Source organism: Veillonella caviae (assembly GCF_003992125.1).
Lineage (GTDB): Bacteria > Bacillota > Negativicutes > Veillonellales > Veillonellaceae > Veillonella > Veillonella caviae.
On record NZ_RQUY01000026.1, the window covers coordinates 1 to 25,645 of the forward strand.

A 25,645-nucleotide genomic window follows, 5' to 3' on the forward strand; every position below is an offset into this window, starting at 1 on the left:
ACATGGGGTGATGCTATTGTTTGGAGTGATTTACACTTTTATGATAAAAGTTTCAATTCTTCATGGGATTAAAAACCAACACCTTTTGTCCTATAAGCCTAATTACGCTAGGTAACGAAGGGCTATTTGCCTTTATTGAGACAAATAAAAGCTATTAATGCTCCAAAGGAAAAGACTACGGTCAATATCCCAAGGACAATCGTAATGATTTCAAAGGCACTCATAGTATCTCCCTCCCTTCATACAACGAAGAGAGGCCCGACCTCAATCTAGCTATCTAATATTATTATACCTAGAACTAATATGCGATACAATAAGGAGCATATTATAGAAATATACAAATACACACCTACTGGGCAAACAAAAAACTCCTATTAGACTCATACATCTAATAGGAGTTTTTTTAGCTCAAACAACAGAGCTTTCAATATAGTAGCTAATTCAAAATGTATAGGACAAAAACCAACTCCTTTTGCCCTATACACCTAAGTCAAAATCCACTAGTGAAAAATCAAAATACAGATAGTGCTAGTAATGAACGTCATGATGACCGGCACGGATGTACGTTTCACAAGGTCAAAGCTAGAGATGTTCGCAATGCCCGCCACGGCGATCATAACGGCGCTAATAGGGCTCAATAGTCGACCTACGGATGCAGCATTTTGCATGCCTAATAGCATAGTTACCGCATTGCCGCCTAGTTCTTTGGCAAAGTTTGGTACTAATGGGGCAAAGGCGAACATGGATGCCACACCAGAACCCATCACAACACTAAGTGCGACGATAATAACAGATACAATAACTGCCACTATATCTGCTGTAATAGCCCAACTTTGGATAGATGTAGCAAATTCTTTCACAATGCCGAGAGATGTAAGACCGAATGCAAATGTTTCACCTGCCACGATGAGGGTTACAGTGCTAGCGAATTGATCGCCCATGCCTTTGAAAAAGGTTTGAATGGAAGCTGCCATTTTGCGGAAATCGCGATGGCGAATGAGTTCACAGCCCATAGCAATAAATAAACTCAAGAACATAGCAAGGTTCACATTCATTTTTACACCTTGGATAGCGTATTCGCTAAACCCGAGAATGAATATAAGCGGTAACAAAGGTAAGAAAATATACGGCCAAGGTCCTACTTCGAGATCGTCACCTTTGTGTTCCTCCACATATTGCGCAGGTACATGACCTGATTTTTTATCCATATATTGTTGCCAGAAATAATGAGTCACCGCCGCTACAAGACCGCAGATAACATATACTTTCAACTGATAACCAACAAAATATTCATGAATTGGCATATTAACTGTTTTCGCCACTAGTAAGCTCGTCGCTGATGCAGGGCCAATATCTAGTAAATGACCAGTTGCCACCGCTGCTGCCGCCCCTACAGGACTTACACCAAGACGCACAAGGATAGGGAAAATCGTTACCATCATGAGCATCGCCAAACCAGATGCGCTAGGGATAACGAGGGACATGAACATGTTGATGATGAAAGTAAGGGATAACACCAAATAAGGGGATTTCATCTTGGACAATGGGCGTATCGCCGTCGTTACTAGGCGTGAGCTGGCACCAATGTGGTCCATGTATTTCGCAAAACCTGTACAGGTCATAATCATAAGACCGAGGTTCGCCGCATCTTTAGCGGTTGTTATATTAATCCACTCAAAAGCATCAAAGAAAAGAACGCCTGTGGATTTTTTCGCTTCTACAAATTCTGTAGTATACCCAAGTAAATAAGCGCCAAACATCATAATAAGACCGCCTAACAACAATACTGTTTGGGCTTTAAATTTCTTGATAACCAACGAACCGGTAATAACGATGACAATGGCACACAGTAATAAATTCATACATACCTCCCACGTGGGACAATCGTTATTCTATGTCGCGGTGATGCTTATATGTAAACACCTACCATCAGATCCATGAACAACGATACTTATCATAATAACATCATACTATTAATAATTCGATTTAGACTCTTGGAAATCAGCTTGGATTTTCTCCAATAAACCTGGTGTGGTGAGAATTTCCTCTACTGTCAATGCAATGCCTTTGGCACCGTACATGATAGCATCCTCTGCCAGTTGCGTTTTCCCATTATCTAACCATTCTTGGGAATGACTCGTCACGCCTTTGCCTACGAATTTAACTCGCAAACATGCGCCAGGTACGCGGAACGTAACGCTGGAAAAATCAGTGGAACCTGTTACCTTACGAGGTTCAGAAATCTCAGGAGCCCCTACTTTCTCCGCATTTTTGAGGAGAATATCATTGAGGGTCTGCACATTCACCTTGTTGTCGTAGGCTTTCACCTCGTCCCATTCCATCGTCGCCCCTACCTGCATAGCCGCACCTTGAGCCACCTGTTTCACACGGTCCACTACCTCATTGAGGCGAATACGACTGGACGAACGGATGTACCATTGGGTGCAAGCATAATCAGGTACTATGTTCGCCGCCTTGCCACCGTCCGTAATGATGCCGTGCATGCGCACCTCTGTAGGCACATGTTCACGCAAATATTCCATGCCATTAAAGAACAACAACACCGCATCAAGGGCACTAATCCCCTTTTCTGGCGCAATAGCAGCATGCGCCGATTTACCGTGGAATTTAATATTCACCAAATTGAGCGCCAGTGATTTTCCATCCACCGTAGTTGTGTCGCTGCCGTGCATCATGAAAGCTACCGCTAAATCATCAAACACATTATCTTTCGCCATCACTAGTTTACCGCTAGCCGTCTCCTCTGCAGGTGTACCAATTACAACGATTGTACACGGTGCAGTCAAAGTCCGTTTCAAACCGATAGCAGCAGCACAAATAGATGGGCCTTGCAAATTATGACCACAAGCGTGACCTAAACCTTCGAGGGCATCATATTCACATAACAATCCAATTTTTGGACCACCACCAGCCACATCATAAATCGCACGAAACGCCGTTTTGAGACCGCTCACCTCACGTTCTACAGTGAACCCTTCACCTTCCAATAACTCCGTCAACTTGCCATGCGCCAGAAACTCCTCATTGCCAAGCTCTGGATGGTCAAAGAAAAAATCATTCAACTCCTTCATGGGCCGCCGCAACGACTCAATCTCTTGTAACAATTGACTCATATGTCCTCCTTACCAACAAAACGTATGACTATGGTGAAAGTTCAGTCTACAGGATGCTAAACCTATTGTACCACTGTTCTCATAGCCCTATAATAAAATTATGAGCAACACAAATACAACTCACCCCACTAGGGCAAAAAACGCCCCATGTATACTGTAACATATTCATACAAAAATACCTTCATACATATAATGTATGAAGGTAAATAATTTGTCAATTGAATAAAAATCATAGGTTTTATTGTGGCTGTAGTGCTAAATAGAACCCACTAACTAGTTATTTTATACCAGCTGTTTTAACACTACCTATATTAGCAGATGTACCTGTAGACGTGTCAGCACTAATAGAGTTAACAGGTGCTTTTGGTGCATTCTTTTGCAATTGTCTTGCCATGCGATTTGCCGCTAATATACCAGGGTTTTTATACAACAACTGTCCACTTTCAGTAGATAATTTTTGGTCGTGATAGAACACATCCGCATTATAATACTCACTACCACTGGCCACATCATAACGAAGCCCCACCATAGTATATACCGTATAATGTAATAATCCATCCGACGTGTTATTGCGAATAGAATCTTGATCCACATACCAATTATTTCCATGGTATGTGTACGCATACACATCTTGACGTGCCTCTGCTACGGGCATTGCAAAACCTATACAAACTACCATCACCATAAAGGCGCATAATAAACGTTGTAACATATATCCTCCTATATCGTATGTTAAGCTCTGATGTAAACAATCTAATTATTTGTATACTATTGATATTATACCATATAGGGTTTTACTCACTCCCGACCATAGCATGAATGCTCAAAAAATGAATCGATTTCTATGCATCTCAAAAGGTAGCAACTATCAAGTAATACTTTCAGCAACATCATCTAAAAGAATATTGTAATTAAAGCAACCACTATTTATCCCCACTTATACTATACGAACAATAGCATCCAACTGATTCATTCTAAATTCTTCCACTACGTCCATAAATGCCTTAGTATGTATCGGGTTCTGGGACATGCCGAAGAGGTGACTTTCACAATAACAATCAGAGGAACCGAATTGTGGCACAGACCATTCAGCGATGACACGGATGGCGTCCGCAAGGGCGCATTCAACGCTAGTTTTGTTATTAGAATCCAGCATAGATGGCATGGACGGATACGATTCGTGAATCATACCCCACATTTCGAGAGGATAGCCGCTAGTGCGAATAGGAACGCCAGCAATCACCTCGCAATGGCTGCGGAAATAATCGAGATGCCAGTGCATTTTCTTACGTTTTCGTGTATGACGTTCCATGCGTTTTGTCAAATTCGCTTTAGCGGAACCGACGTACATATAGTACCCTTTTCGGAAATGCATCAGTCCTTTAGACCCAATCTCGATATCCTTATCTTCACCGAGATGCATAACCATAATGTACACGCCCTCATCATAGGCTTCTCTATCTAATACGTGCGCAGGATACATACATTCGTGGGCTACATTAGGCATGGTGAAAGTCTCATCCCACGCTACAGCTACCGCTTTCCAATCAAGAAGTGGTGCCACTTCTTGGAATGTTTTTGCAAAAGCTAAATCTGTATGGTAATCTGGCAAGAACCACTGTGCCCGATCCCACTGTACGAGGAACAAAACGCCTGTATGGTACCCTTCATCTTGTAACTCACGAAGGTGCAACAAATGCTTTCGGCCTCGCTCTGTAATAGCATCAGGGAACATGGCACCATGGTCGGAGAATAGTGTACAAGATTTAACTTCTAATAAAAATTCCTCTCCTTCATCATTGGTGAGGAGCAAATCAAACCGAGATTTACCCACCGTATATTCACGACGTACTACGCGCCACTGTTCCCACTCAGGAATTAGTTTGTTTTCTATGAGATGTTGTGCCACATCATTGCTGTAATTCGTATCCAACATAATCACTTGACCGTCCCGCTCAATGCCGACTACACGGTATTTCGTTTTTGCATCAGGCTTGTCATGAAGTACCAAATACATCACCACACCAGGGAATAACAATTCCCACATGCGTCCGGGATTTGGTAAATGAGCCAGTACAGTTTCACTATTACCAACAATCACAGTATCATCCTGTGCCACCCCTTGTTTGTTCATCGGAATCGTCATTGTATCAGCTGCCTCAGTATGACTATCAGAGCAGTCCTCTGCACCAAGCAACTGAACATTCACCACAAATCGATTGGGACGTGACACATACGTCGCTTTCACAATTGTATCGTATAGAACCTTCATCGTTCCTCCTATATGAATTAATATATGTTATTATACAACAAAAAGGACCGCTCTCGTGAACGGTCCTCTTAGGAGGATACATATAAATAGCATAATCCATATGTCTATTATATGTACAAAGGTGATAAGTAATGTGTATGACTCGCCACTACATATAGGCGAGCATAAGATTGTATTCGTAATCAACTGTCTACACTAGTGTTCCGAATCCTAGTACAGACTGTATTAATAATTACACCAATAGAGAGTCAATGTACCATCTAGCCATAGAGAATCCATGTGCTATCTATAATAGAGAATCCATGTGCTATCTATAATAGAAAATCAATATGTCATCTATCATAGTAACGATGATATCAATGCTCCCCCTATGATTATTCAGAATGACAACTTAATGCAATTCTTCAGTATGTGTTGTCACTTCGCTTGCGCTGGTGAAAGCAGCCAATTGCGCATCACCAGAACCAAGGATAACTTTATTATCCACTAACGCTGTAGCTGCTGCTTGAGCTTCCGCCAAAGTAAGGCCAGCGCGAGGTCCACTAATTGTGATTGATGTGCTTTTACCATCCGCTGTAGTAAATTTAAGATATACCACACGTTTATCAGCCATGTTGGGCACTCCTTTCTTATAACAATAGAATTGGGATATTTTACGGATACGCCATACAAACCTCATATTTACTGAGCAAACACAGATGCATACTATCTACAAAGTGAATACATATGTGAGGCACAGCATAGGTACTCAAGGCTATAGGCAATAATTTCATATCCGCAGGGATGGGAATGAGTGAAATTCCTTATCGACCTAAGGATACAGTTCTTCATATCCACAAGGATAGGAATAAGGGAACCCCTTATCGACCTAAGGACACTTCGTTAATGCGGAATACATCGACTACGTCATGGTCGTACAATGCCGCCAAGGCGTTACCTACGATTTTAACCGCATCATCAGTAGCTTCTTCGGCTACACGGGTGAAAGTGACGTCTTTGTATTTCGGTTTTTCTTCCGTACCGACATTAAAACGTAACACTAATTTAGTGCGCTTCAGTTCAGACATCTGATCACCTCCTTTCACCCTTATACATTCCCAAAACAGCCAAAAAACAACCTCCTTTGGATGCAATTAGTGTAAAAGAAATATTAGACGTGAAAAAACGACCCTAACTGAATAGTTAAGGTCGTAATTGGTGTGTAAAATTGTAGCATGTAAGTGCATCAATAAGTCTACTATACACAATGTAAAGTTTCACGTGAAACATTTTATTAAAATTTGTTGCTTGGAGCACATTATTTTTTAGAAAAATGTATTATACTTAGTACATAAGGTTCCTAAGGACCTACTCGTTAATGGTAACACCACAAGATAACGAGCTATTAGTGCCGTTGCCAATTCATACATATATACAAGCAACGAGCGCGATAGTACAATAGAAACTTTCACAGAAAACAATAGTATGAGAACCATCGTGGTTCCAGTTAGAGAGGATAATAATGGCACAAATTGCAGGCAATTTACAACGAATTAAAAATGGTCAACGTCGGTACGCCATAACACCACGCATTCCGGCTGGGTTTATTCAACCAGACCAATTACAAAAATATATTGAAGTGGCGAATACATTTGGTGCAGTTTTGAAATTAACTGGCAGCCAACGCATTATGATTACGAATTTAAAAGCTGAAGATGTGGATAAGGCATGGGAGATGCTTGGTATGGAACCAGCACATACTGTATCTAATCGCGTACGCAGCGTAAAAATTTGCCCTGGTACGACATTCTGCAAACGGGCTAAACAAGATAGCGTAAAATTAGGTATGCAAATCGAACGGAAATACATTTCTAAAGAAATGCCAAGCAAAATGAAAATCGGTGTATCTGGTTGCCCTAATTCTTGTTCTGAAAGCGTTATGAAAGATGTAGGCGTTATCGGTACTGTTGAGGGCTGGAATGTGTACGCTGGTGGCAGTGGCGGCGCCCACCCTCGCATCGGCGATTTCATCGCATCCGTCACTACCGAAAAAGAGGCTCTCGCTCTCGTGGATCGCATCATCGAATTCTACAAAGCAAATGCCCAAATCGAACGCATGGGCGAATTCATCGACCGCATTGGATTAGAGGCTTTCAAACATGCCGTGCTTGACGGTTTCGATGGCGCTATCGTTGGTGAAAGCTCCTCTACTAATGCTTTTGGCGTAGCTCCTAATGGCGGTTATGCTGTGGCAAACAATACCGCAGCTAATAACACAGCTGCTAAAAATAATAACGAACCAGTGGTAAACCTACCAGGTCGTGGCAATGACACAGAGGTGGCAGTTCCTCGTTTAGAACCAGGCGCACCGATTACAGAAAATACTATCATTCGTGATATTGTAGACACGTACCCTAATGTGGTGCCTGTATTACAAAGCATCGGCATGGGCTGTCTCGGTTGCCCATCTGCTACGGCTGAACCATTATGGCAAGCCGCTGAAATCCACGGTGTTAATGTATATGATTTAGTGCAAAAATTAGAAGATGCACGAAAAGGTGCTTAGTCCTATTAGGTCTATAAAGGGTATTTACTTATACATATGAGAAGTACGCTGTAAAAGAATATATATAAGACGCCACAGCATATTGCTGTGGCGCCTAGTTGCGTAAAGGAGAGTTAATATGTCCGCATTTTTAGGTCACATTCATTATTGGTTATATAAAAAAATTCAATTATTGGTAGAACGAGAAAATCTCATTCTCGAAAAAACACGCCGTGTAGTAGATGATTTAGCTGATGAATTACATGAAATATCTATCGATACTTACGGTGCACCTATCGACGCAGCCACACCATTAGAAGATATTATCGACCATAACAATATTCACGGCTGGCTATCTGGTCAAATCAACGTCGCATCCGTTCGCGAAGCAGCTTTCATTAAAGATATGTTAGATACCAACTCCGGTGACGACGCAGTCCTCGTAGTAGCAGCTATTCTCGATGCCTTTGCTGTACAAGGTAAAGCCTGTGGCACAGTGGCAAAAGAAAGTTTGGAAGACGTGAATGCTCCTAGCATTTACAATGCATTGCAAAATTTCTATGTAAACGGTATGCCATGCGATGGCGGCGACCAAATCGTAGAAGATACAGCCGATACATTCACATGGGTAGGCGACCACAAATTGCAATCCCCTTATTGGCGTACCGCAGGCGTAGATCCACAATTCATGCAATTAGCATATCAAACATGGTTCGAAGCGTTTGTCAAAGAAATAGCGCCGGAATTTGAACTCCTTACAACCGATGATGGCGCACAACGTTTATATACGATACAACGGGTGTAAGTCTAATATATATCAATGCAGATAAAACCGCCTTATATAAAACAGTTTAGTAGTACAATAAAAATATACCGATTCAAGGCCCTTATATTTTATGATTTGTTGGGCGTGAACAATTACATAATGTAAGTAATAAAAAATAGATACCCCCTTTTCGCTCCATACGCTTAACGCACCTTCGGCTTACGTATAAGTAGGGTGTGAGGCAGCAGAGGAGCGTAGCGACGCATGAGGTCCACACATCACTTAATTCCGAACGTAAGATTTCGTGTAACGAAATCCACAGTGAGGATAAAGTCGCGGAAAAGGGGGTATCTATTTTTTCATTATACTTTATATATGAATTAGTCCCAACAAATCAAAAGAAATAATAATACAGCTTTCATATCGGTATATTTTTATTAGCACCAGTCATTGACAACAGAAGGCGGTTTTATTCTAGCATCTTCTATCTCATTAGCGATTACACCCGTTGTATCGTATGGAAAAGCCTCCTCGCACTTATCATCGGTTGTACAAGGGGTTCAGAATCGCGACAAAGTGTATAGGGAAAAAAGGATAAAACTGTAGCTATGGATACCGCATTAAAAATGAGTTTCATTTATAATGTACTCATAAGGTAACAAGTTACTCATAGTAACAAGTGTATATAAACAAATAGTATAAGGAGGTCTATTATGGCTGGTGTTGTGAAAGCAGAATTAGGTTTATTATATAAAGGTGAGAATTATGTAATCGTGAAAAAAGGCGGCGTTGCGGGTGAGAAAGTAGAAAAACATAATCACCCAGAAGCCAATGTCATTTTCACGGTAGTAAAAGGTAAGGTACAAGTATTCTTGAACGAAACAGAAGAGCATGTACTCGTACCAGGGCAAGTGCTTGAATTTGATGGCGATAATTATATACAAGCAACGCTTGTAGAAGATAGTGAGTTTGTCGTAAATTTGATTACTAAGCCTTAATAGCGTATCAAAATAGAGTATCAAAACAATAAGACTAGAAAGATATACTCTAAAAGGATGAAACAAAAACGGACGATTTTAAAATCGTCCGTTTTTTTATTTAAACTATATACTCTACTTAATTCATTAGGTTATAAATTCGTATATTTCTAACAATATATAATTCAATATACATATATGACAAGACATAAATAATGGTACAATGAATCCACAGAAAGAAGGTATTCCTATGACAAGAGATGAGTTGCAAACTTATATTAATACACAGTTTAGTTCTATTGAAACGGATTATCCGTGGGTTACATTACCAAATTATATGGTGTATCGTCATCAGTCAAATCGAAAATGGTTTGCTTTAGTTATGAATATTAGTAGTGATAAATTAGGACTTTCATCAACAGCAATGTTAGATGTATTGAATGTTAAATGTGACCCTACCATGATTGGGAGTTTCACCAAAGAACCTGGTATTTACCGTGCCTATCACATGAGCAAGGCCCATTGGTTAACTATAGCTTTGGACGGCACCGCATCTGATCAAACCATTAAAATGCTGCTAGACATGAGTTTTCGGTTAACAGCCAAATAAATACTAACTATCATCGATACATATAAAATGATTCCCTAATATAAAATATAAAACTATCCTCTAACATAAAACAAAAACGGACGATTTTTAGAATCGTCCGTTTTCGTTTCCCCTGTATTTCCCCTGTATTTCCCCTGTAGTTACAATGCCATTAGGGCCACTGCCCTTGACTATACAGTATTAAATTGATTTAATACTCTTCGTCTTCATTTTCAAAATAATCCGTATTCTCCACATCTTCATAATCAAAATCGTCTTCATCAACTTCGGAGTCAAAGACTTCTTCTGAGTCATCTAAATCAAGTTGTTCTTGTGCTTCGTCAGGGTCTACATAGTAGCTCAAGTCTTTCGGCTGCGAAGCGGCAAAAACCGTTGTCGGATTATAGGCCATCACACCGCCCAATAAACATAATGTACCAATCATACGTGATGCACTATGTGCTGTCATAAGTGTTACATTCATAATTTCATCTCCCATAAAAATCTAAACAATAGACCCCTTCAAAAAGTGACTTTACACAAGCTAAAGGCTGTTAAACGTAATGGAACTTTTTTGAAGGGGTCTATTAACTCCTACCTATACAGGATAGTGAATTATTTTTTTAGACGTTTTATAACTTCGTCTGTAATATTTTCAATATGACTATTGGTATCAGCTGCACGGATTGTATATGGATCATCTAGGACAACGTCCATTTTTTTCTCTACTCGGATAGCTTCAATAGTGTTATGAATATTTTGCATCATTGGTTCTGCAATTTTATTCATTTCTTCATTTTCTTTTTTCAACAATGGAGCTACGGATTTGTTAAATTCCGCTTCTGCTTGAGCTTGATCTTTAATTTTATCAATTTCTTGCATTTTTTTCTCGATTTGTGGACGGTATTGAGCGTCTACTCTTTGCATTTGCATATCAAGAGCGCCATATCCAGGGTAGCTATTTACAACTTGACTCATTTGAACCAAACCAATGTTAGCTGCGCTTGCCACTGCAGTGGTAGCGGAGATAGCACCTACGATAGCCAATGTTGTCAATTTTTTAGTCAATTTCATCTGAGATCCTCCTCAATATATAGTGTGCTTTGCAAAGGCAAAACGTACTCTTTTTACTATATCAAATAATACTTGCTTTCACAAGAGGAACGGAAAGCATAGTATCACAGATTTAATATAGCATATATCATTTAAATTGTACACTATTAAATAATAATAAGGGCCCATGAATTCATCATAAACCCTTATCTACCAACATATATATCAACCTAGCCTCCACTACAAGTGTAAGCATCCTAGGTTTTAAATATATGTAATATGCATTGCATATATTTTTATTATCAAAGTATATTAATGTTCTTCGTCATTAATATAAATATATTTATCGGATTTCAATTTAGACACAAGGTCAGGCACCAAACCGATGAGGCGTTCAAAACTACTGCTGTATGGATTACCTTTGATATTAAACAATTCGATGCGTTCTCCTTTGATTACGAGAATCGCACTTGGTTCCATACGGGCACCACCGCCACCGCCGCCACATTCGTGTTTATTATTAGCGCTGTTATGATTCGTTCCAGTACCAAAACCAAATGTTACGTCTACAAATGGTACCAATGTAGTATCGCCGATTTGCACCGCTTCGCCTACTACAGTTTCCACCTTAATCATATTTTTGAATTTCTCAAAAAGGACTTCCAAATTTTCTTTTACATTACTGTTCTCCATCGTAGTACCTCCACTGATGTAAAATTATGACTGCATAGCTTGTTCAGCTTTGAGTTTTTCTAATTGCTTAGCTTCTTTGCGTTTCACCCACAATACGCGTATCGTTTCAGCGATTAATGCACGCATTGGTTGTGAAAGCACGAATCGTGTGCCATGCCACGCGAGCACGCCAAGTACGATACGCCCTTTGATGTGACCACTCCCCTCTAAATGCCATTGTAAGTAGTCGATTTCTATATCCTCCGCTTGTTCTGGCCAAATACTGTACAGCATACCTGCCAAAATGCCACCTTTATACGGATCACCGACACCAATACGACCTTCGATAGCAATATCACGCGGTTTAGAATGGTCATAGCATCGTTTAGACACTATCAATAATTGGCGCCACAATTCTGTATTGGTAAGGTGTTTCATAAACCAAAAGGTAGGAATTTGGGATTTGAAACTAGCTACCGGATCGTTTGGATCTGGTTCTTGGAATCGTTCCTTTACAGATTCTTTGATACCTTTGACTTTAGTAAATACCTTTTCCTTCACAGAACCATCAGCATTAAATGTGATTTTGGAAACCACTTCATCATCGGCGGTTTTAGCCTGCACGTCGTCTATACTTTCACCAGCAGTACCAATAGTAGTACCCGCCGTAGGGCCAGAACCAGTTTGACCCGTTCCAGTCATAGCCTGCATCATCGCCTCTGCCTGCGCCGTCATGGGGTCTTTTTCAATATCATCCATAGCCCGCTGATACTCATCATCAACACGCTGCTCTAACCACTGTTCATAATCTTTCACAGGACCAATTTTCAATTGACCCAGCCAATAGAATTCCTTAAAAAATGGTTTTCCCTGCAAATACGCTACATGTAATTTCAATACGCGCCATAACCATTGCACCGACAGTTCTGCTCTGTACGGCGTGCGACCGTTACATTCAAAACTATAGGTAATCGGCGTTAACAGAATTATCATAATGAGCGCTACGATGATTAGCACAATAATAAGTGCCACAATAGCGATTGTACTCAACCACATCACCTCCTAGCTTTCGATGCCCTTGCGGGCCATAACGCCTTGAAGGTAATAGTGTTTAATTTCCTTCATTTCCGTTACTAAATCAGCAGCATCAATGAGTTCCTGAGGAGCACCGCGACCTGTGAAAACGAGTTCCGTTTGAAGATTCCTAGCTTTCAACAATTGCTCTGTTTGTTTCCAACTAACTAATTCAAAAAATAATGCCATATTATATTCATCAAGAATGACTAAATCGTAATCACCACTTTGAATAGCTTCAAGTGCACGATTATATCCTTTTTCGATGAGGGCTACATAATCCTTTGGTGGATTTCCAGACTCAAATACAACCACCTCATCTCCCCATTTAGCAAGCTCTTCTTTACTTTTCATGCCTTCTTTACTAATGAAAAATGGCTTGCCTACAGTTTCGAGAGTTAAATTGGTAAGAGACGGCAAAATATTATGTTCACTATATACTTTAGACTTCATAAACTGCAAAAATAAAACCTTTTTGCCCGCACCAATAGCACGGATAGCGAGGCCAATGGCAGCAGTCGTTTTTCCCTTGCCTTCGCCGGTATAAACTTGTACATAGGCCTTCATAGATATACCTCCGTTCATATACATTCATTATAGCATATGCATACATAAAATGACATATATGCAACTATATTTTACATTGATTTCTTATGGGCTTATATTTTTACGTATTAGCAATTAACTATTTCATATGAGAAAAGGACCGGTCCCCAAAAAATTCAGGAGCACTAATCCTACCTTCGGTAGGGTGCAATTCATTTTTTGAGGACCAGCCCTTTTCTACAATTAACATGTATTGTTAATAAGTAAAAATACCAATCCATAGTGAAAGGCAAGACGGCGCCGCCGTCCTGCCCTCAGAGTATATTTAATTGCTAATAGGTAAAAATACCATAGGATCCACAGGTGTGCCATTTACCCGCACTTCGTAATGCACGTGTGCTCCTGTGCTTTTCCCTGTACTGCCCATAGCGGCAATCATTTGCCCTTGTTTTACGGTCATCCCTACAGTAACAACAACGGCGCTATTGTGGCCGTATCTTGTAACAAATCCATTGCCATGATCAATTTCCACAAGGTTACCATATCCACCATCGGTGTAACCTGCGAAGGTAACAACACCACTAGCAGTAGCTACGATTGGTGTACCATAATCATCAGCAATATCTATACCTTCGTGGAAAGCACTGGTAGAACCTGTAACTGGGTCAACCCTTGACCCATATGGGGATGTAATAACACCTTTGCTAGGCCAAATACTTGGCGTTGTGCTATTACTATAACCACCAGATCCTGCAGCATAATTTAATTGTTGTAATGCAGCGATGTCTTGAGCCCCACCATCACGCAATATATTACGCATCGTATAAAATGATACTAATAATTTTTGCGCATCTTTGTCTAGTCTCGATAATCGAGCCGATAATTGTGCCGCCGTTACCGTGGGACTCACTTCACTATCAGCGGCTGGTTGCTTTGGGTCTGAACCATCACCACCGCCTTGAGATGGTGTACCTGTTTCAGCCCCCTTTAACATTTGTTTATTTTCTTCACTTATTTGATTCAAGTTTTGGATTTTCTTATCCAATACCTCTGTTTTTTGTTGTAACAGTTTTAATTGTTCCGTTTGCAACTGTGTTTGTTGACGTAATTGCACAATTTCTACTTGGCGTGCTATGCCCCAAATGGTCAAAATCAACGATACTATCACAAGAGTAGCAATAATAGCGCAGGCGATTTTGCCCTGTTTATGGGTCATTTGCAAGGTGTATCTTTCACCATCGTCAGCAATCATAGATTGCATCATAGTTGGTAATTTCACGATAATAATTCCTTTAATTTCATTATTTTACATGTATCGAACTAGCCAAAGCCTCTTCATTGGTTCGTTCACCAAGAGCTTCGTTGAGACTTTCTAATTCTTCTTGTGAAAGATTAACAAGACTTTTTCCTTTCACAATAGGTTTGCTGAAAATACGAGATTCACTGCGTCCATAAATACTAGAAATACAGACGCCATTGTTGTTACCGTCTAGCAAAGTAAGAGAAAAGGACAGGTCGTTTCCAATATTTTCAAAAGCATTATATTTTTTAAAACCAATTTTTTGCAAAGTATTGCTTTGAATACCACGGATTTGCGCTTGTTCAGCAATCATTGTTTGTAAACCTTGAGCAGCATCGCGAATTTCCGTGATTTCTACAGATAATTTACGTTCAATACTGGCACCATTTTCACCTTCCATGAAAAAATTATATTTCTTCGTCAAACTGCTGAGGCGAATATGTAATAGTATACAATACACTAAGACAATAATGGCCAATGCAAATCCTAATACGCCAATATACGGCTGTAATGATTCTAACATATAGGCTCCCTTCTATTGTTCTAATTCGTCCAAAAATGGACTAATAGCACGTTCTAGTATACCATGTAACCCCGCAATGAGTACACCATAATTTACAATAGGCGTTCCCTGCACCACTGCCACATCAATACGACGCAATACCTCGCGTCTAGTCAACATACAAGCACCACAATGGATGATGAGGTCATACTCACTAACATCCTTAGGAAATGCACCACCACTAGTGAAAGTCATATCTAAATCAGTATATCCTTGCTTTTCGAGCCACATAGGAATTTTGACAGTGCCAATATCATCGCATTGACGGCGATGGGTACATCCTTCACTAATGAGCACTTTAGATCCAGGCTTGAGAGTGTTAATAGCTTTCACACCGGCTACCAAATCTTGTAACTTCCCCTTGAATCGTGCCATTAATATAGAAAATGATGTTAATGGAATGTCCGCTGTCGTCAGCTCATTAACGCGGCCAAATGCTTGTGAATCGCAAATAACTAGTTTTGGTTTTTGTGAAAGCTTCGCTAACATAGTAGGCAATTCTTCAGTTTGACATACTAATGCCAAACCTTGATAGTCCAAAATTTCCCGTATTGTCTGTACCTGTGGCAAAATGAGTCGTCCTTTTGGCGCTGCAGAATCAATAGGGCACACGAGAATAATAGCATCCCCTGGTTCTACTAAACCTTGTAATAAGCTTTGCTCCCCTTCTACATCAAGAGGTGTTAGTCCACCTAATAAATCGAGTAACACTAAACGATCCCTATTCTTAGAAAAATCAGTATATCCTACAACTGTGGCCAATTGTCCAAGTTCAGGATAGGTATGGATATAAGTTTCACCAAGTCCTATTTTATCATCAGTAGATACTTCATTATTAGTCGAAGAAACTTCATTATTAATCGAAGATACTTCACTACTATCTAAGAATGTATCTGCTCCTGCAATCTCATTAACAAATAACGCAATAGGTACATTATTTTTCTGCAATGTTTCGAGCCACATCATATCGTCAGCTGTTGGCGCAATATCAGTACGCAACACATAAACGGCGAGGTTGATTTTCTTAATTACCTCTTTAGTTTTCTCTACTCGTAACATACCCAATTCCGATGTATCATCGATACCTGCCGTATCGGTAATAACCACAGGCCCAAGAGGAAGAATTTCCATTGATTTACTCACTGGATCCGTCGTCGTTCCCGCCACATCGGACACGAGCGACACCGATTGATCTGTCAACATATTAATTAATGTAGACTTACCAGCGTTACAACGGCCAAAAAATCCTATATGTACGCGGTTTGCCTTAGGTGTTTGTTCCATAGTGATTCCATTCTATTTATTAACAATATAATTAGTTAGTAATCTCAAGTCCTCAACAGACTCAATCTAATTATAAATTACTATATAAACATTAATTCCTATACCATATACAGGTATTACATTCATAATATAGTGAAAACGTAGCCTAATGGCTACGCTTATATTTCTATTATACACTAAACTCGAAACTCCATTGTTTCATCTTCGCCAGCAAATTCTTGAGATTCCATAAAAGAGATGAGTCGTGTTAATTCATCTTCAGAGCTAAAAGCAATTTCAATTTTTCCTTGCACCTGTTTACCGTTACGGAATTTGATAGACACTGGAGAACCTAATGTCAGTTTCAATTTATCTACCAACGCTCGTACTTCTGCTGTATCATGAGGATTTTCTTTTACCGTCTTAGATTGTTTCCCCATCATAGATTTAACAAGCTGTTCAGCTTGGCGCGCACTGAGTTCACCTTCTTTAATTTTTTCAGCCGCTTCCGTTTGTTGTGCTCCGCTGCGTAAAGCTAATAACGGTCGTGCTTGACCTACTGTTAAATCACCTTCAATGAGATCTTTTTGAACAGATGCAGATAATTTTAACAATCGCATCATATTCGCAATATAAGAACGACTCTTACCTAACCGAACAGCAATCATTTCTTGTGTTTGTTTATAAGTATTCATCAAACCTTGGTATGCCAATGCTTCTTCAATAGGATCTAAACCTTCCCGTTGTAAATTTTCTACCAAAGCTACTTCTGTCATTTCTTCTGTATTGTAGTTTTTCACTACTACTGGCACGGTTTCAAGACCAGCCATAAGAGCGGCGCGATATCTTCTTTCACCAGCAACGATTTGGTATTTATTGTTCTGTTTACGCACCACGATAGGTTGGAAAATACCTAGGTTTTTCACAGATTCCGCCAAAGACGCTAAACTTTGTTCATCAAAATGCTTACGCGGTTGATCCCCATTAACGACAATCTCCGAAATTGACAATTCGTGAATTTCTCGACTAGGTAATGCATTATTAATAGATTCTTCACCCATCATAGCAGCTAATGTTTTACGTTCCTTTTTTTGTTTTACTGCCATACACACCTCACCCCTTTTTAGAATTCTTAATCACTTCTTTCGCTAATTTAGTGTATACTACAGCACCCTTAGATTTTGGGTCATATATAATGATAGGTTCTCCATAACTAGGAGCCTCACTAAGCCGTACGTTACGAGGAATAATAGTTTTATACACATCAGCACCAAAGAATTGTTTTACTTCATCAGCTACCTGAATAGACAGATTAGTGCGACCATCATACATAGTGAGCAATACACCTTCAATTTCAAGACTCTTATTCGATGTTTGCTGTACGATTTTAACAGTCTTAATTAGTTGGCTAACACCTTCCAATGCATAAAATTCCGTTTGAATGGGAATCAATACACTATCTGCCGCTGTAAAAGCATTTAATGTCAGTAAGCCAAGGGATGGTGGGCAATCAATGATAATGAAATCATATTCATCACGTATAGAAGCAAGGGCTTTTTTTAACATTGTTTCACGTGAAACAATGGAAACTAATTCCACCTCAGCACCAGCCAATTGTATAGTAGCAGGTGCTACAAATAATTTTTTCAACATTGTCGGTTGAATGATAGCCTTAATATCTAACCCATCAATGATGACATCGTGAATACAATTTTCTAGTTCTTCTTTATCAATGCCTAAACCAGACGTGGCATTACCTTGCGGATCAAGATCAATCATCAATACTTTTTTACCAGCATCAGCTAAACAAGCGCTGAGATTAACAGAAGTTGTCGTCTTGCCGACACCACCTTTTTGATTGGTTATAGCTATTACTTTACCCACAAAATTCACCCCGCCTTTTCGTTCAAAAATAATTCATTTCATTATATCATAAGCATTATTAAATATATAGAACTTTTCTATGTAAACATCTTAGTACTGAGCAGAATCATCAAAACAAATAAAATGTTTCACGTGAAACATTTGAGTAATTTCCAAAATTAAACATTTCAATACGTCTAAAACAAAATATTTCAATAGTTTCAAAAATTAATACACGTATTTTTCTTTAGTTGAATATTTATTCCCTTATTTTTATCAAAGTAATGATTTTAAAAACTTTAACTTCTTTAATGTTTGTATATAGCTTTTATCTATGGATAGGTGGTGTTAAATTATATATGGTTATAGCTGGTCAAAACCTTTACAGTGAATATAGTTATTTTTTATACTATTAAAAGACAGTAGTTTACTAGGAATAAATATTACATAGACTTAACAATATGTATGTAAATTAACAACCACTATGATAAACAATTGGTATAAAATTTTATCCCTGCCATGTATTAACATTAATCAATAGTAGGTAGAAAACTAAGTGTAAAAATTTTATCCCTGTTAATTTAAATTAGTGAACGGTATGATAAATAATTGAATATAAAATACATCCCTACTAATTTATATTAATAAACTATATAACAAGCAATTGAATATAGAATATGTTTATCCCTACTAAATCAAATTATAGTTAATTGTAATCAAAAGGAGGCGTTCACATGCCCATTTATAACGGAATGCTTCCGATAATAGATAAATCTGAGGTAAAGCGATACGCAGGACTGCGCCACGCAGAAGATTTTCCTCAACAATTTATCGACGAAGCTTGTAAGGAAATTCAATTATTAGCTACCCCTAAAGGTGTGTATCAAGAGTATGATTATGATGCTGAAAACAAGACCATACTCAGTAATCCACCTCTACAAATTGAAGGTTCTGTCATAGAAAAGCATTTAGAGAAATCTACAAAAGTGTATGTTATGGCTGTTACCGTTGGTGAAGACGTAGAAGTGCGTAGCGAACAATTATTTAAACAAGGCAATTATACAGTAGGTTTATTATTAGATGCAGCGGCTACTACAGCAGTAGAACAAATAGCGGATCAAGTAAATGAAATCATCAATACTGTTGCTAAAAAGCAAGGGTACAAACCGACATGGCGTTTTAGTCCCGGTTATGGTAATTGGCCACTAGAGGTGCAGAAAGAGTTAGCAAACATTATTAAAACAGATCAAATAGGATTAGAGGTAACAGAAAACTTCTTATTATTTCCTCGAAAATCCGTTACGGCTATCATTGGTTTAATGCCAGGTGATGAAGACATTGCTACTAAACGGGGCTGTACATCTTGTTCACAAAAAGATTGTACATCGCGCAAATTACCCACATTAGAAAATAAATAATAGTATAGGAAGCATCATTATATTAAATTAAGACTCTCCAAATGTTTCACGTGAAACATTTGGAGTTTAATGATAGAAACAATATCTATAATAAAATGATTGAATCAAACAAAAATTGAGTAAATCATATAAATACAAACTAAGTTATTCTAGCAATAAATATCTAGCAATAACTTTCATAAAAAACACGTATAAATTTGGATGATAGTTAGGAAGTGTGTTATGTATATTTTTGACGGTGCTACGGGCACAATGTTACAAGCAGCAGGTCTTGAAGAAGGATATTGCCCTGAATTATATAATGTGGAACGCCCTGAAGTGATGAAGGATATTCACATACAATATTTGAAAAGCGGCAGTGATATTATTACTACTAATACATTTGGTGCATGCGGTCTAAAATTAGAGGACTATGATTTACAAGACCGTGTACGAGAAATCAATATAGCTGCTGTAAAAATTGCTAAAGAGGCTATTGCAGAAACAAAACCAGAAGCTCGTGTAGCTGGTTCTATGGGGCCCACAGGTCGTTTCTTAAAACCATTAGGCAATATGAGTTTTGATGATATTTACAATACCTACCGTGAGCAAGCAGATGCGCTCATCGAAGGTGGCGTTGATTTCATTATTATCGAAACCATTATCGATGTACAAGAAATGCGCGCTGCCCTATTGGCTTCTCTAGATGCCCGCAAAGCAGCAGGAAAAACAAAAGATGACGTACAAGTGATTTGTCAATTTTCTTTCAGTGAAGACGGTCGTACTATTACTGGTACACCACCAGATGTAGCAGCTATTATCGTAGACGCATTAGGTGCTGATATTATTGGTATTAACTGTTCCTTAGGCCCTGAACAAATTACACCGCTCATCGAAAAAATCGCAAGTGTAACGAATTTGCCAATTATCTGCCAACCAAATGCAGGTATGCCACAGCTCATCAATAAACAAACAGTATTCCCATTAACAGCTGAAGAAATGGGACCACTCATGATTCCTATCGTAGATGCTGGTGCCACCTATGTAGGTGGCTGCTGTGGCAGTACACCAGCTCATATAAAATCTATTGCAGATGCGGTAAAAGGACATACGCCAAAACCTCGTGCATATGTGAAACCTAAAACATTTATTACAAGCCGTACAAAATTAGTTGAATTAGGACACAATGTAAAACCGCTCATTATCGGTGAACGCATTAATCCTACAGGTCGTAAGGTATTGGCTCAAGAATTGCGCGATGGTTCCTTCATTCGCGTTAAACGTGATGCATTGGACCAAGTCGAAGCAGGTGCCGATATTCTTGACGTGAACATGGGTGTAGCAGGCATGGATCAAACGCCATTGATGGAAAAAGCTATTTTTGAGTTGTCCATGCTCGTGGAAACTCCATTATCCATCGATACATTAGATCCAATTGCTATGGAAGCAGCTCTCAAAAACTATCCAGGTCGTGCCCTCATCAATTCTGTAAATGGCGAAGAAGATTCTATTACTCATGTTATGCCTTTAGCAAAACGCTATGGTGCGGCGCTCCTATGCTTGCCAATTTCTAGTGGTGATTTGCCGGAAACTGCGGAAAAACGCGTTGCCTTGGCTGAAAGCATCGTAAACCGTGCCTATGAATATGGCCTTACCGATCACGATTTATTATTAGACCCATTAGTATTAACATTAGCTAGTGGCGAAGACAGCGCTCGTCAAACTTTGAAAACATTGCGTTTATATAAAGAAAAATTTGCTTTCCCTACAGTGATGGGACTATCTAATATTTCCTTTGGTATGCCTCAACGTCCATATCTAAATGGACAATTCCTCACTATGGCACTCGCCTCTGGTCTTACTACGCCAATCATGAATCCATTAAATTATGCAGCGAAAAAGGCATTCGTATCTAGCACCACATTGCTAGGTTGGGATCCTGGTTCTGCAGAATTCATCAAAGAATACGGTTATGAAGATGAAACTACAGCTCCTGGCAATGTGGCACCAAAAGGACCTGAAAAAACATCCTTTAACAGTTCTGATCCATTAGCCAATATCCGTCACTGTGTTGAACAAGGCGAAAAAGAAGCCATTGTAGATCTCGTAAAACAAGCATTAGATAGCGGCATCGATCCATTAGATATTACGAAAAAAGGCTTATCCGAAGCGATGAATGTAGTAGGTGAAAAATTTGGTTCCGGCAAACTCTTCTTGCCACAAGTTATGCTTGCTGCAGAAACGATGCAGGCTGCTTTCAACACTATCAAAGAAATCATTCCAGCCAATGAAAGCCTAGATAAAGGCACTGTTGTGGTAGCTACTGTAAAAGGAGATATTCACGATTTAGGGAAAAATATCGTCGCTGCCCTCTTAGAAAATAATGGTTATAAAATCATCGACCTCGGCAAGGACGTTGACCCTGAAGTCATCGTACAAGCCATTAAGGATAACAAAGCTGCTATGGTCGGCATTTGTTCCCTCATGACCACCACAATGCCACAAATCGACAATACCATTGCTGCCATCCGCGATGCAGGCCTTAGCACTAAAGTTATGGTAGGCGGCGCCGTAGTATCCCAAGATTACGCAGACCAAGCAGGTGCCGATATATACGCAAAAGATGGCATTGCTGCAGTAAATCATGCAAACCATTATTTTGAATCTTTAGAACAAACGAAATAATATCTTTTTATTAATCTTATATGCCATACTATGTGATGCTAGTGAAAGCAGTGACTAACACTATTTTACTAACATCACATAATATATTTTCTATTATAAGGAGATTCTATGACCTTACGAGAAAAACATCAATCCGGTAAATTCACCATTACCGTTGAATTAGATCCACCAAAAAGCAGTTCTGCACAAAAAATATTCGACCAAGCAGCCCGTTTAAAAGGCAAAGTTGATGCTATCAATATCGCTGACAGCCCAATGTCAAAAATGCGCATGAGTCCTATTTCTCTATCCTATTTATTGCAACACAACAAAGGCATTGAAACAATATTTCACCTCACATGCCGAGATCGCAATATCATCGGTTTACAATCTGAACTACTTGGCGCTGCTGCATTAGGCGTAAACAATATTCTCACCCTAACTGGCGATAAACCAGATAATGGTGATCACCCATTTGCAAAAGCTGTGTTTGAAGTAGATTCCATGGGCCTATTAAACATCGCTCATACATTAAACCAAGGCAAAGACTTGGCTAATAATGATTTAGAAGAGGCAACAAATTTCTACATCGGTACTACAGGTAACCCTGGAGCCGAAGATTTTAAAATAGAACGTCAAAAACTAGCTGCAAAAATCGCAAATGGCGCTAATTTTGTACAAACACAACCTATTTACGACCTTGAACAAGCAAAACGCTACATCGACGCTATGAGCGAATTCAATATACCTATTATGCTTGGTCTTATCCCTCTTAAAAGCTTTAAAATGGCCACTTATTTACACGAAAAAGTGCCTGGTATCAGCCTCACCCAAGACATCCTTGACCGTGTAGAAAAAGGCGGAAAAGAAGCTGGTACAGAAATAGCCATAGAAACATTAGAACAAATCAAAAAAATAGCCTCTGGCGTACATATTATGCCACTCAATGATATAGATACTACATTACACATCATCGACCACGTGTAATCCGCTTCTAACTAGAGATAGAGTTGTATCCACTCTAATCATATTCAGGTGTATCGCTCAAGCGACTATGGTAGTAATCTGCTTCTAACGCGGAATAGAGTTGTACCCTTCGAAAACATTCAGCAACATTTACGGCCTAAAAGCCTACGTAATTCATTTTTCAAAATATATTTATGCCGTAAATATCTATAATGATTTGTTGGGGCTTTTTCATATATATCGCATAATAAAAAATAGGTACATCCTTTTTTTGCGACTGTACGTAGCACGAAAGTGCGCTAAGCGTATAGAGCAAAAAGGATGTACCTATTTTTCATTACCTAATGTATATACCCAACAAATCTTAGACTCAAAGGCAGTAGCTTTTTGAAGAGTTCTTATTCACACTACACTAAAGGATTATCTTTAATGACCTTAGGTTTTCTAGGGTATATTTTAGGAGTTTTCGCCGTTTTCTTTATATACACTACGGCTCTTGTATCATCTAATGTTGGTAAATTTATTTTTTTTATATCACTGATCTCACCGTTTAGTGTTTTCAACGCTTTACCTGATTCATTGATTTCTTCTTCATAGATGGCACCTTTTAATGCAATCATATGTCCACCAACTTTCACATAAGGCATGGTCCATTCCAATAATATAGGTAATCGTGCCACAGCGCGACTAGTAGCGATATCAAAACTTTCACGGAAAGACTGATGAGCCAAGTCCTCAGCACGACCATGCAAAGTAGTACAATTGGTTAAATTCAATGTATCGATAATTTCATCGAGGAAGGTCAGACGTTTTTTTAACGAATCAAAGAGTGTCACCTGTAATGTGCGGTCATAAATAGCCAGTGGGATACCTGGAAATCCAGCGCCAGTGCCGACATCGATGAGGGTGGACCCTGGTTTCATCACCGCCGAATCATAACAAGATAGGGAATCAATCATGTGTTTCACCACAACCTCTTGCATATCCGTAATACCTGTAAGATTCAAAAATTTATTTGTTTCAATCATGTGTACGTAATACACATAAAAATCCTTTGCTTGCTGATTCGTACAAGGTAGGCCAAAGGAAGCCATTTGATCCATCATATACGAAACAAATTCAGCTTCGCTGGCGATAGGCACATCATATTTTTCTTTCATAATTACTCCTAGTAAAATTCTATAGAATTTTAGCAACTACATACACATATGCGTATGTAACATTATCTGCGATCTTGCATATCAGTTTTACTGTATAGATGTTTATATCTAAATCGAGATTCTATAGAATCTTTTATATTAGCTTATATTAGTTTACTAAAGTTGTATTTCCATTAATAGTATTATACTTGTGAAAGTATTAATAAATATAAAACGTTATAATTTGACCTATAAGGGCTATTACTATATATTTGTATAATTTTCTATGCCAAAATACCCAAAATAAGCATATACGCGAAATAAGAAGGTTATTTTATTTGTATAGTATACCATATTCTCAGTAAATTCTCATTTTAATAGCTAATTTCGTAAAGATATATTACAAATAGCATCAAATATTTCCATGTATAGATCAATGCAAAATACAAATAGGCTTTAAAATTAGACTATAATACAATCCATAATACATTCTCATTCATTCTCATTTTATCAATAAAAATATACAGATTAACTAACGGATTTTATATATTCTCATTAAAATAAAATTATTGAGAAATCGCTACATCTTTTTCTATTCTTATTACATATCATATATCCCATCATTCTCTAATCTTCATAACATTTTTATATCTGTACCATCATCTATATTTACATTGTTAAACTATTTACTAAATTTTCATATATACCTATATCTATAATGCATATATCTATTATCATTTACAAATCGCGATTTAATAATATTCTTATTTTTAATTTTAGTGATATTTCTGTATTATCATTTAGATTTTTCTAATACCCTTACAATAAAACTTGTTTTTCTCCAATAGACATTGTATGTATTTTATAGATAGACATAGTAATAT

The 25,645-nt window shown here is 38.6% G+C and carries 24 protein-coding genes; 7 read left to right on the forward strand and 17 right to left on the reverse strand.

Features of this window, described 5'->3' with window-relative positions; all coding sequences use genetic code 11:
• Positions 1 to 500: 500 nt before the first annotated feature.
• The 6 genes from dcuC to EO120_RS08225 form a co-directional block, all read right to left on the reverse strand.
• The gene (gene dcuC, locus EO120_RS08200; protein WP_127134995.1) at positions 501 to 1,862 is read right to left on the reverse strand and encodes a C4-dicarboxylate transporter DcuC; all 1,362 of its coding nucleotides are present in this window, start codon (positions 1,860 to 1,862) and stop codon (positions 501 to 503) included.
• A gap of 111 nt (positions 1,863 to 1,973) precedes the next feature.
• Entirely contained in the window at positions 1,974 to 3,134 is a 1,161-nt protein-coding gene (locus tag EO120_RS08205) for a M20 family metallopeptidase (RefSeq protein WP_127134996.1), read from the reverse strand.
• A 277-nt stretch (positions 3,135 to 3,411) separates the two neighbouring features.
• Positions 3,412 to 3,846 carry a Tat pathway signal protein gene (locus tag EO120_RS08210; RefSeq protein ID WP_241234921.1) on the reverse strand — a complete coding sequence of 145 codons (435 nt, stop codon included), beginning with the start codon at positions 3,844 to 3,846 and terminating at the stop codon, positions 3,412 to 3,414.
• A 225-nt stretch (positions 3,847 to 4,071) separates the two neighbouring features.
• Positions 4,072 to 5,406, reverse strand: coding sequence for a DNA/RNA nuclease SfsA (sfsA, locus tag EO120_RS08215; protein WP_164725739.1), 1,335 nt, complete (start codon positions 5,404 to 5,406; stop codon positions 4,072 to 4,074).
• A 391-nt stretch (positions 5,407 to 5,797) separates the two neighbouring features.
• Positions 5,798 to 6,019 carry a DUF2922 family protein gene (locus tag EO120_RS08220; protein WP_127134997.1) on the reverse strand — a complete coding sequence of 74 codons (222 nt, stop codon included), beginning with the start codon at positions 6,017 to 6,019 and terminating at the stop codon, positions 5,798 to 5,800.
• Positions 6,020 to 6,266: 247 nt separating this feature from the next.
• Positions 6,267 to 6,473 carry a DUF1659 domain-containing protein gene (locus tag EO120_RS08225; protein ID WP_127134998.1) on the reverse strand — a complete coding sequence of 69 codons (207 nt, stop codon included), beginning with the start codon at positions 6,471 to 6,473 and terminating at the stop codon, positions 6,267 to 6,269.
• A 434-nt stretch (positions 6,474 to 6,907) separates the two neighbouring features.
• On the opposite strand from EO120_RS08225, the gene EO120_RS08230 reads away from it, so the two are divergent.
• The 4 genes from EO120_RS08230 (at position 6,908) to EO120_RS08245 (ending at position 10,283) form a co-directional block, all read left to right on the forward strand.
• A complete protein-coding gene (locus EO120_RS08230; RefSeq protein WP_127134999.1) occupies positions 6,908 to 7,951 on the forward strand; it encodes a DUF1858 domain-containing protein in 1,044 nt (347 codons plus the stop codon).
• A 118-nt stretch (positions 7,952 to 8,069) separates the two neighbouring features.
• Positions 8,070 to 8,735 (forward strand): hypothetical protein, encoded by a 666-nt coding sequence (locus tag EO120_RS08235; RefSeq protein WP_127135000.1) that lies wholly within the window; start codon positions 8,070 to 8,072, stop codon positions 8,733 to 8,735.
• A 674-nt stretch (positions 8,736 to 9,409) separates the two neighbouring features.
• The gene (locus EO120_RS08240) at positions 9,410 to 9,694 is read left to right on the forward strand and encodes a cupin domain-containing protein (protein ID WP_127135001.1); all 285 of its coding nucleotides are present in this window, start codon (positions 9,410 to 9,412) and stop codon (positions 9,692 to 9,694) included.
• Between the two features lie 229 nt (positions 9,695 to 9,923).
• Positions 9,924 to 10,283, forward strand: coding sequence for an MmcQ/YjbR family DNA-binding protein (locus tag EO120_RS08245; RefSeq protein WP_127135002.1), 360 nt, complete (start codon positions 9,924 to 9,926; stop codon positions 10,281 to 10,283).
• A 190-nt stretch (positions 10,284 to 10,473) separates the two neighbouring features.
• Here EO120_RS08245 and EO120_RS08250 read toward each other — a convergent pair whose 3' ends face one another.
• From EO120_RS08250 to EO120_RS08295, 10 genes are all read right to left on the reverse strand, one after another.
• The gene (locus EO120_RS08250; RefSeq protein WP_127135003.1) at positions 10,474 to 10,746 is read right to left on the reverse strand and encodes a hypothetical protein; all 273 of its coding nucleotides are present in this window, start codon (positions 10,744 to 10,746) and stop codon (positions 10,474 to 10,476) included.
• Between the two features lie 131 nt (positions 10,747 to 10,877).
• Positions 10,878 to 11,336 carry an OmpH family outer membrane protein gene (locus tag EO120_RS08255; RefSeq protein ID WP_127135004.1) on the reverse strand — a complete coding sequence of 153 codons (459 nt, stop codon included), beginning with the start codon at positions 11,334 to 11,336 and terminating at the stop codon, positions 10,878 to 10,880.
• Between the two features lie 291 nt (positions 11,337 to 11,627).
• Positions 11,628 to 12,008 carry a GerW family sporulation protein gene (locus EO120_RS08260; protein WP_127135005.1) on the reverse strand — a complete coding sequence of 127 codons (381 nt, stop codon included), beginning with the start codon at positions 12,006 to 12,008 and terminating at the stop codon, positions 11,628 to 11,630.
• 24 nt (positions 12,009 to 12,032) lie between these two features.
• A complete protein-coding gene (locus tag EO120_RS08265) occupies positions 12,033 to 13,037 on the reverse strand; it encodes a hypothetical protein (protein ID WP_127135006.1) in 1,005 nt (334 codons plus the stop codon).
• Positions 13,038 to 13,049: 12 nt separating this feature from the next.
• Positions 13,050 to 13,628, reverse strand: coding sequence for a cob(I)yrinic acid a,c-diamide adenosyltransferase (locus EO120_RS08270; protein ID WP_127135007.1), 579 nt, complete (start codon positions 13,626 to 13,628; stop codon positions 13,050 to 13,052).
• Between the two features lie 304 nt (positions 13,629 to 13,932).
• A complete protein-coding gene (locus EO120_RS08275) occupies positions 13,933 to 14,871 on the reverse strand; it encodes a M23 family metallopeptidase (protein ID WP_127135016.1) in 939 nt (312 codons plus the stop codon).
• 37 nt (positions 14,872 to 14,908) lie between these two features.
• On the reverse strand, positions 14,909 to 15,430 hold the full coding sequence (locus tag EO120_RS08280; protein ID WP_127135008.1) for a DUF4446 family protein: 522 nt from the start codon (positions 15,428 to 15,430) through the stop codon (positions 14,909 to 14,911).
• 12 nt (positions 15,431 to 15,442) lie between these two features.
• The gene (gene hydF, locus EO120_RS08285; protein WP_127135009.1) at positions 15,443 to 16,753 is read right to left on the reverse strand and encodes a [FeFe] hydrogenase H-cluster maturation GTPase HydF; all 1,311 of its coding nucleotides are present in this window, start codon (positions 16,751 to 16,753) and stop codon (positions 15,443 to 15,445) included.
• 176 nt (positions 16,754 to 16,929) lie between these two features.
• Positions 16,930 to 17,838 carry a ParB/RepB/Spo0J family partition protein gene (locus tag EO120_RS08290; protein ID WP_127135010.1) on the reverse strand — a complete coding sequence of 303 codons (909 nt, stop codon included), beginning with the start codon at positions 17,836 to 17,838 and terminating at the stop codon, positions 16,930 to 16,932.
• Positions 17,839 to 17,845: 7 nt separating this feature from the next.
• Entirely contained in the window at positions 17,846 to 18,616 is a 771-nt protein-coding gene (locus tag EO120_RS08295; RefSeq protein WP_127135011.1) for a ParA family protein, read from the reverse strand.
• Between the two features lie 713 nt (positions 18,617 to 19,329).
• Between EO120_RS08295 and EO120_RS08300 the strand changes: the two genes are divergently transcribed.
• The 3 genes from EO120_RS08300 (at position 19,330) to EO120_RS08310 (ending at position 23,643) form a co-directional block, all read left to right on the forward strand.
• A complete protein-coding gene (locus EO120_RS08300) occupies positions 19,330 to 20,013 on the forward strand; it encodes a vitamin B12 dependent-methionine synthase activation domain-containing protein (protein WP_127135012.1) in 684 nt (227 codons plus the stop codon).
• A gap of 222 nt (positions 20,014 to 20,235) precedes the next feature.
• Positions 20,236 to 22,677 (forward strand): homocysteine S-methyltransferase family protein, encoded by a 2,442-nt coding sequence (locus tag EO120_RS08305; protein ID WP_127135013.1) that lies wholly within the window; start codon positions 20,236 to 20,238, stop codon positions 22,675 to 22,677.
• A 108-nt stretch (positions 22,678 to 22,785) separates the two neighbouring features.
• On the forward strand, positions 22,786 to 23,643 hold the full coding sequence (locus EO120_RS08310; RefSeq protein ID WP_127135014.1) for a methylenetetrahydrofolate reductase: 858 nt from the start codon (positions 22,786 to 22,788) through the stop codon (positions 23,641 to 23,643).
• A gap of 386 nt (positions 23,644 to 24,029) precedes the next feature.
• On the opposite strand, the gene rsmG is transcribed toward EO120_RS08310, so the two are convergent.
• Positions 24,030 to 24,782 (reverse strand): 16S rRNA (guanine(527)-N(7))-methyltransferase RsmG, encoded by a 753-nt coding sequence (gene rsmG, locus EO120_RS08315; protein WP_127135015.1) that lies wholly within the window; start codon positions 24,780 to 24,782, stop codon positions 24,030 to 24,032.
• Between the last annotated feature and the right edge of the window lie 863 nt (positions 24,783 to 25,645).

Bases quoted from the DNA above. Each gene is read 5' to 3' on its own strand.
- dcuC (WP_127134995.1), bottom strand. From the start codon at position 1,862: ATGAATTTATTACTGTGTGCCATTGTCATCGTTATTACCGGTTCGTTG.
- EO120_RS08205 (WP_127134996.1), bottom strand. From the start codon at position 3,134: ATGAGTCAATTGTTACAAGAGATTGAGTCGTTGCGGCGGCCCATGAAG.
- EO120_RS08210 (WP_241234921.1), bottom strand. From the start codon at position 3,846: ATGTTACAACGTTTATTATGCGCCTTTATGGTGATGGTAGTTTGTATA.
- sfsA (WP_164725739.1), bottom strand. From the start codon at position 5,406: ATGAAGGTTCTATACGATACAATTGTGAAAGCGACGTATGTGTCACGT.
- EO120_RS08220 (WP_127134997.1), bottom strand. From the start codon at position 6,019: ATGGCTGATAAACGTGTGGTATATCTTAAATTTACTACAGCGGATGGT.
- EO120_RS08225 (WP_127134998.1), bottom strand. From the start codon at position 6,473: ATGTCTGAACTGAAGCGCACTAAATTAGTGTTACGTTTTAATGTCGGT.
- EO120_RS08230 (WP_127134999.1), top strand. From the start codon at position 6,908: ATGGCACAAATTGCAGGCAATTTACAACGAATTAAAAATGGTCAACGT.
- EO120_RS08235 (WP_127135000.1), top strand. From the start codon at position 8,070: ATGTCCGCATTTTTAGGTCACATTCATTATTGGTTATATAAAAAAATT.
- EO120_RS08240 (WP_127135001.1), top strand. From the start codon at position 9,410: ATGGCTGGTGTTGTGAAAGCAGAATTAGGTTTATTATATAAAGGTGAG.
- EO120_RS08245 (WP_127135002.1), top strand. From the start codon at position 9,924: ATGACAAGAGATGAGTTGCAAACTTATATTAATACACAGTTTAGTTCT.
- EO120_RS08250 (WP_127135003.1), bottom strand. From the start codon at position 10,746: ATGAATGTAACACTTATGACAGCACATAGTGCATCACGTATGATTGGT.
- EO120_RS08255 (WP_127135004.1), bottom strand. From the start codon at position 11,336: ATGAAATTGACTAAAAAATTGACAACATTGGCTATCGTAGGTGCTATC.
- EO120_RS08260 (WP_127135005.1), bottom strand. From the start codon at position 12,008: ATGGAGAACAGTAATGTAAAAGAAAATTTGGAAGTCCTTTTTGAGAAA.
- EO120_RS08270 (WP_127135007.1), bottom strand. From the start codon at position 13,628: ATGAAGGCCTATGTACAAGTTTATACCGGCGAAGGCAAGGGAAAAACG.
- EO120_RS08275 (WP_127135016.1), bottom strand. From the start codon at position 14,871: ATGATGCAATCTATGATTGCTGACGATGGTGAAAGATACACCTTGCAA.
- EO120_RS08280 (WP_127135008.1), bottom strand. From the start codon at position 15,430: ATGTTAGAATCATTACAGCCGTATATTGGCGTATTAGGATTTGCATTG.
- hydF (WP_127135009.1), bottom strand. From the start codon at position 16,753: ATGGAACAAACACCTAAGGCAAACCGCGTACATATAGGATTTTTTGGC.
- EO120_RS08290 (WP_127135010.1), bottom strand. From the start codon at position 17,838: ATGGCAGTAAAACAAAAAAAGGAACGTAAAACATTAGCTGCTATGATG.
- EO120_RS08300 (WP_127135012.1), top strand. From the start codon at position 19,330: ATGCCCATTTATAACGGAATGCTTCCGATAATAGATAAATCTGAGGTA.
- EO120_RS08305 (WP_127135013.1), top strand. From the start codon at position 20,236: ATGTATATTTTTGACGGTGCTACGGGCACAATGTTACAAGCAGCAGGT.
- EO120_RS08310 (WP_127135014.1), top strand. From the start codon at position 22,786: ATGACCTTACGAGAAAAACATCAATCCGGTAAATTCACCATTACCGTT.
- rsmG (WP_127135015.1), bottom strand. From the start codon at position 24,782: ATGAAAGAAAAATATGATGTGCCTATCGCCAGCGAAGCTGAATTTGTT.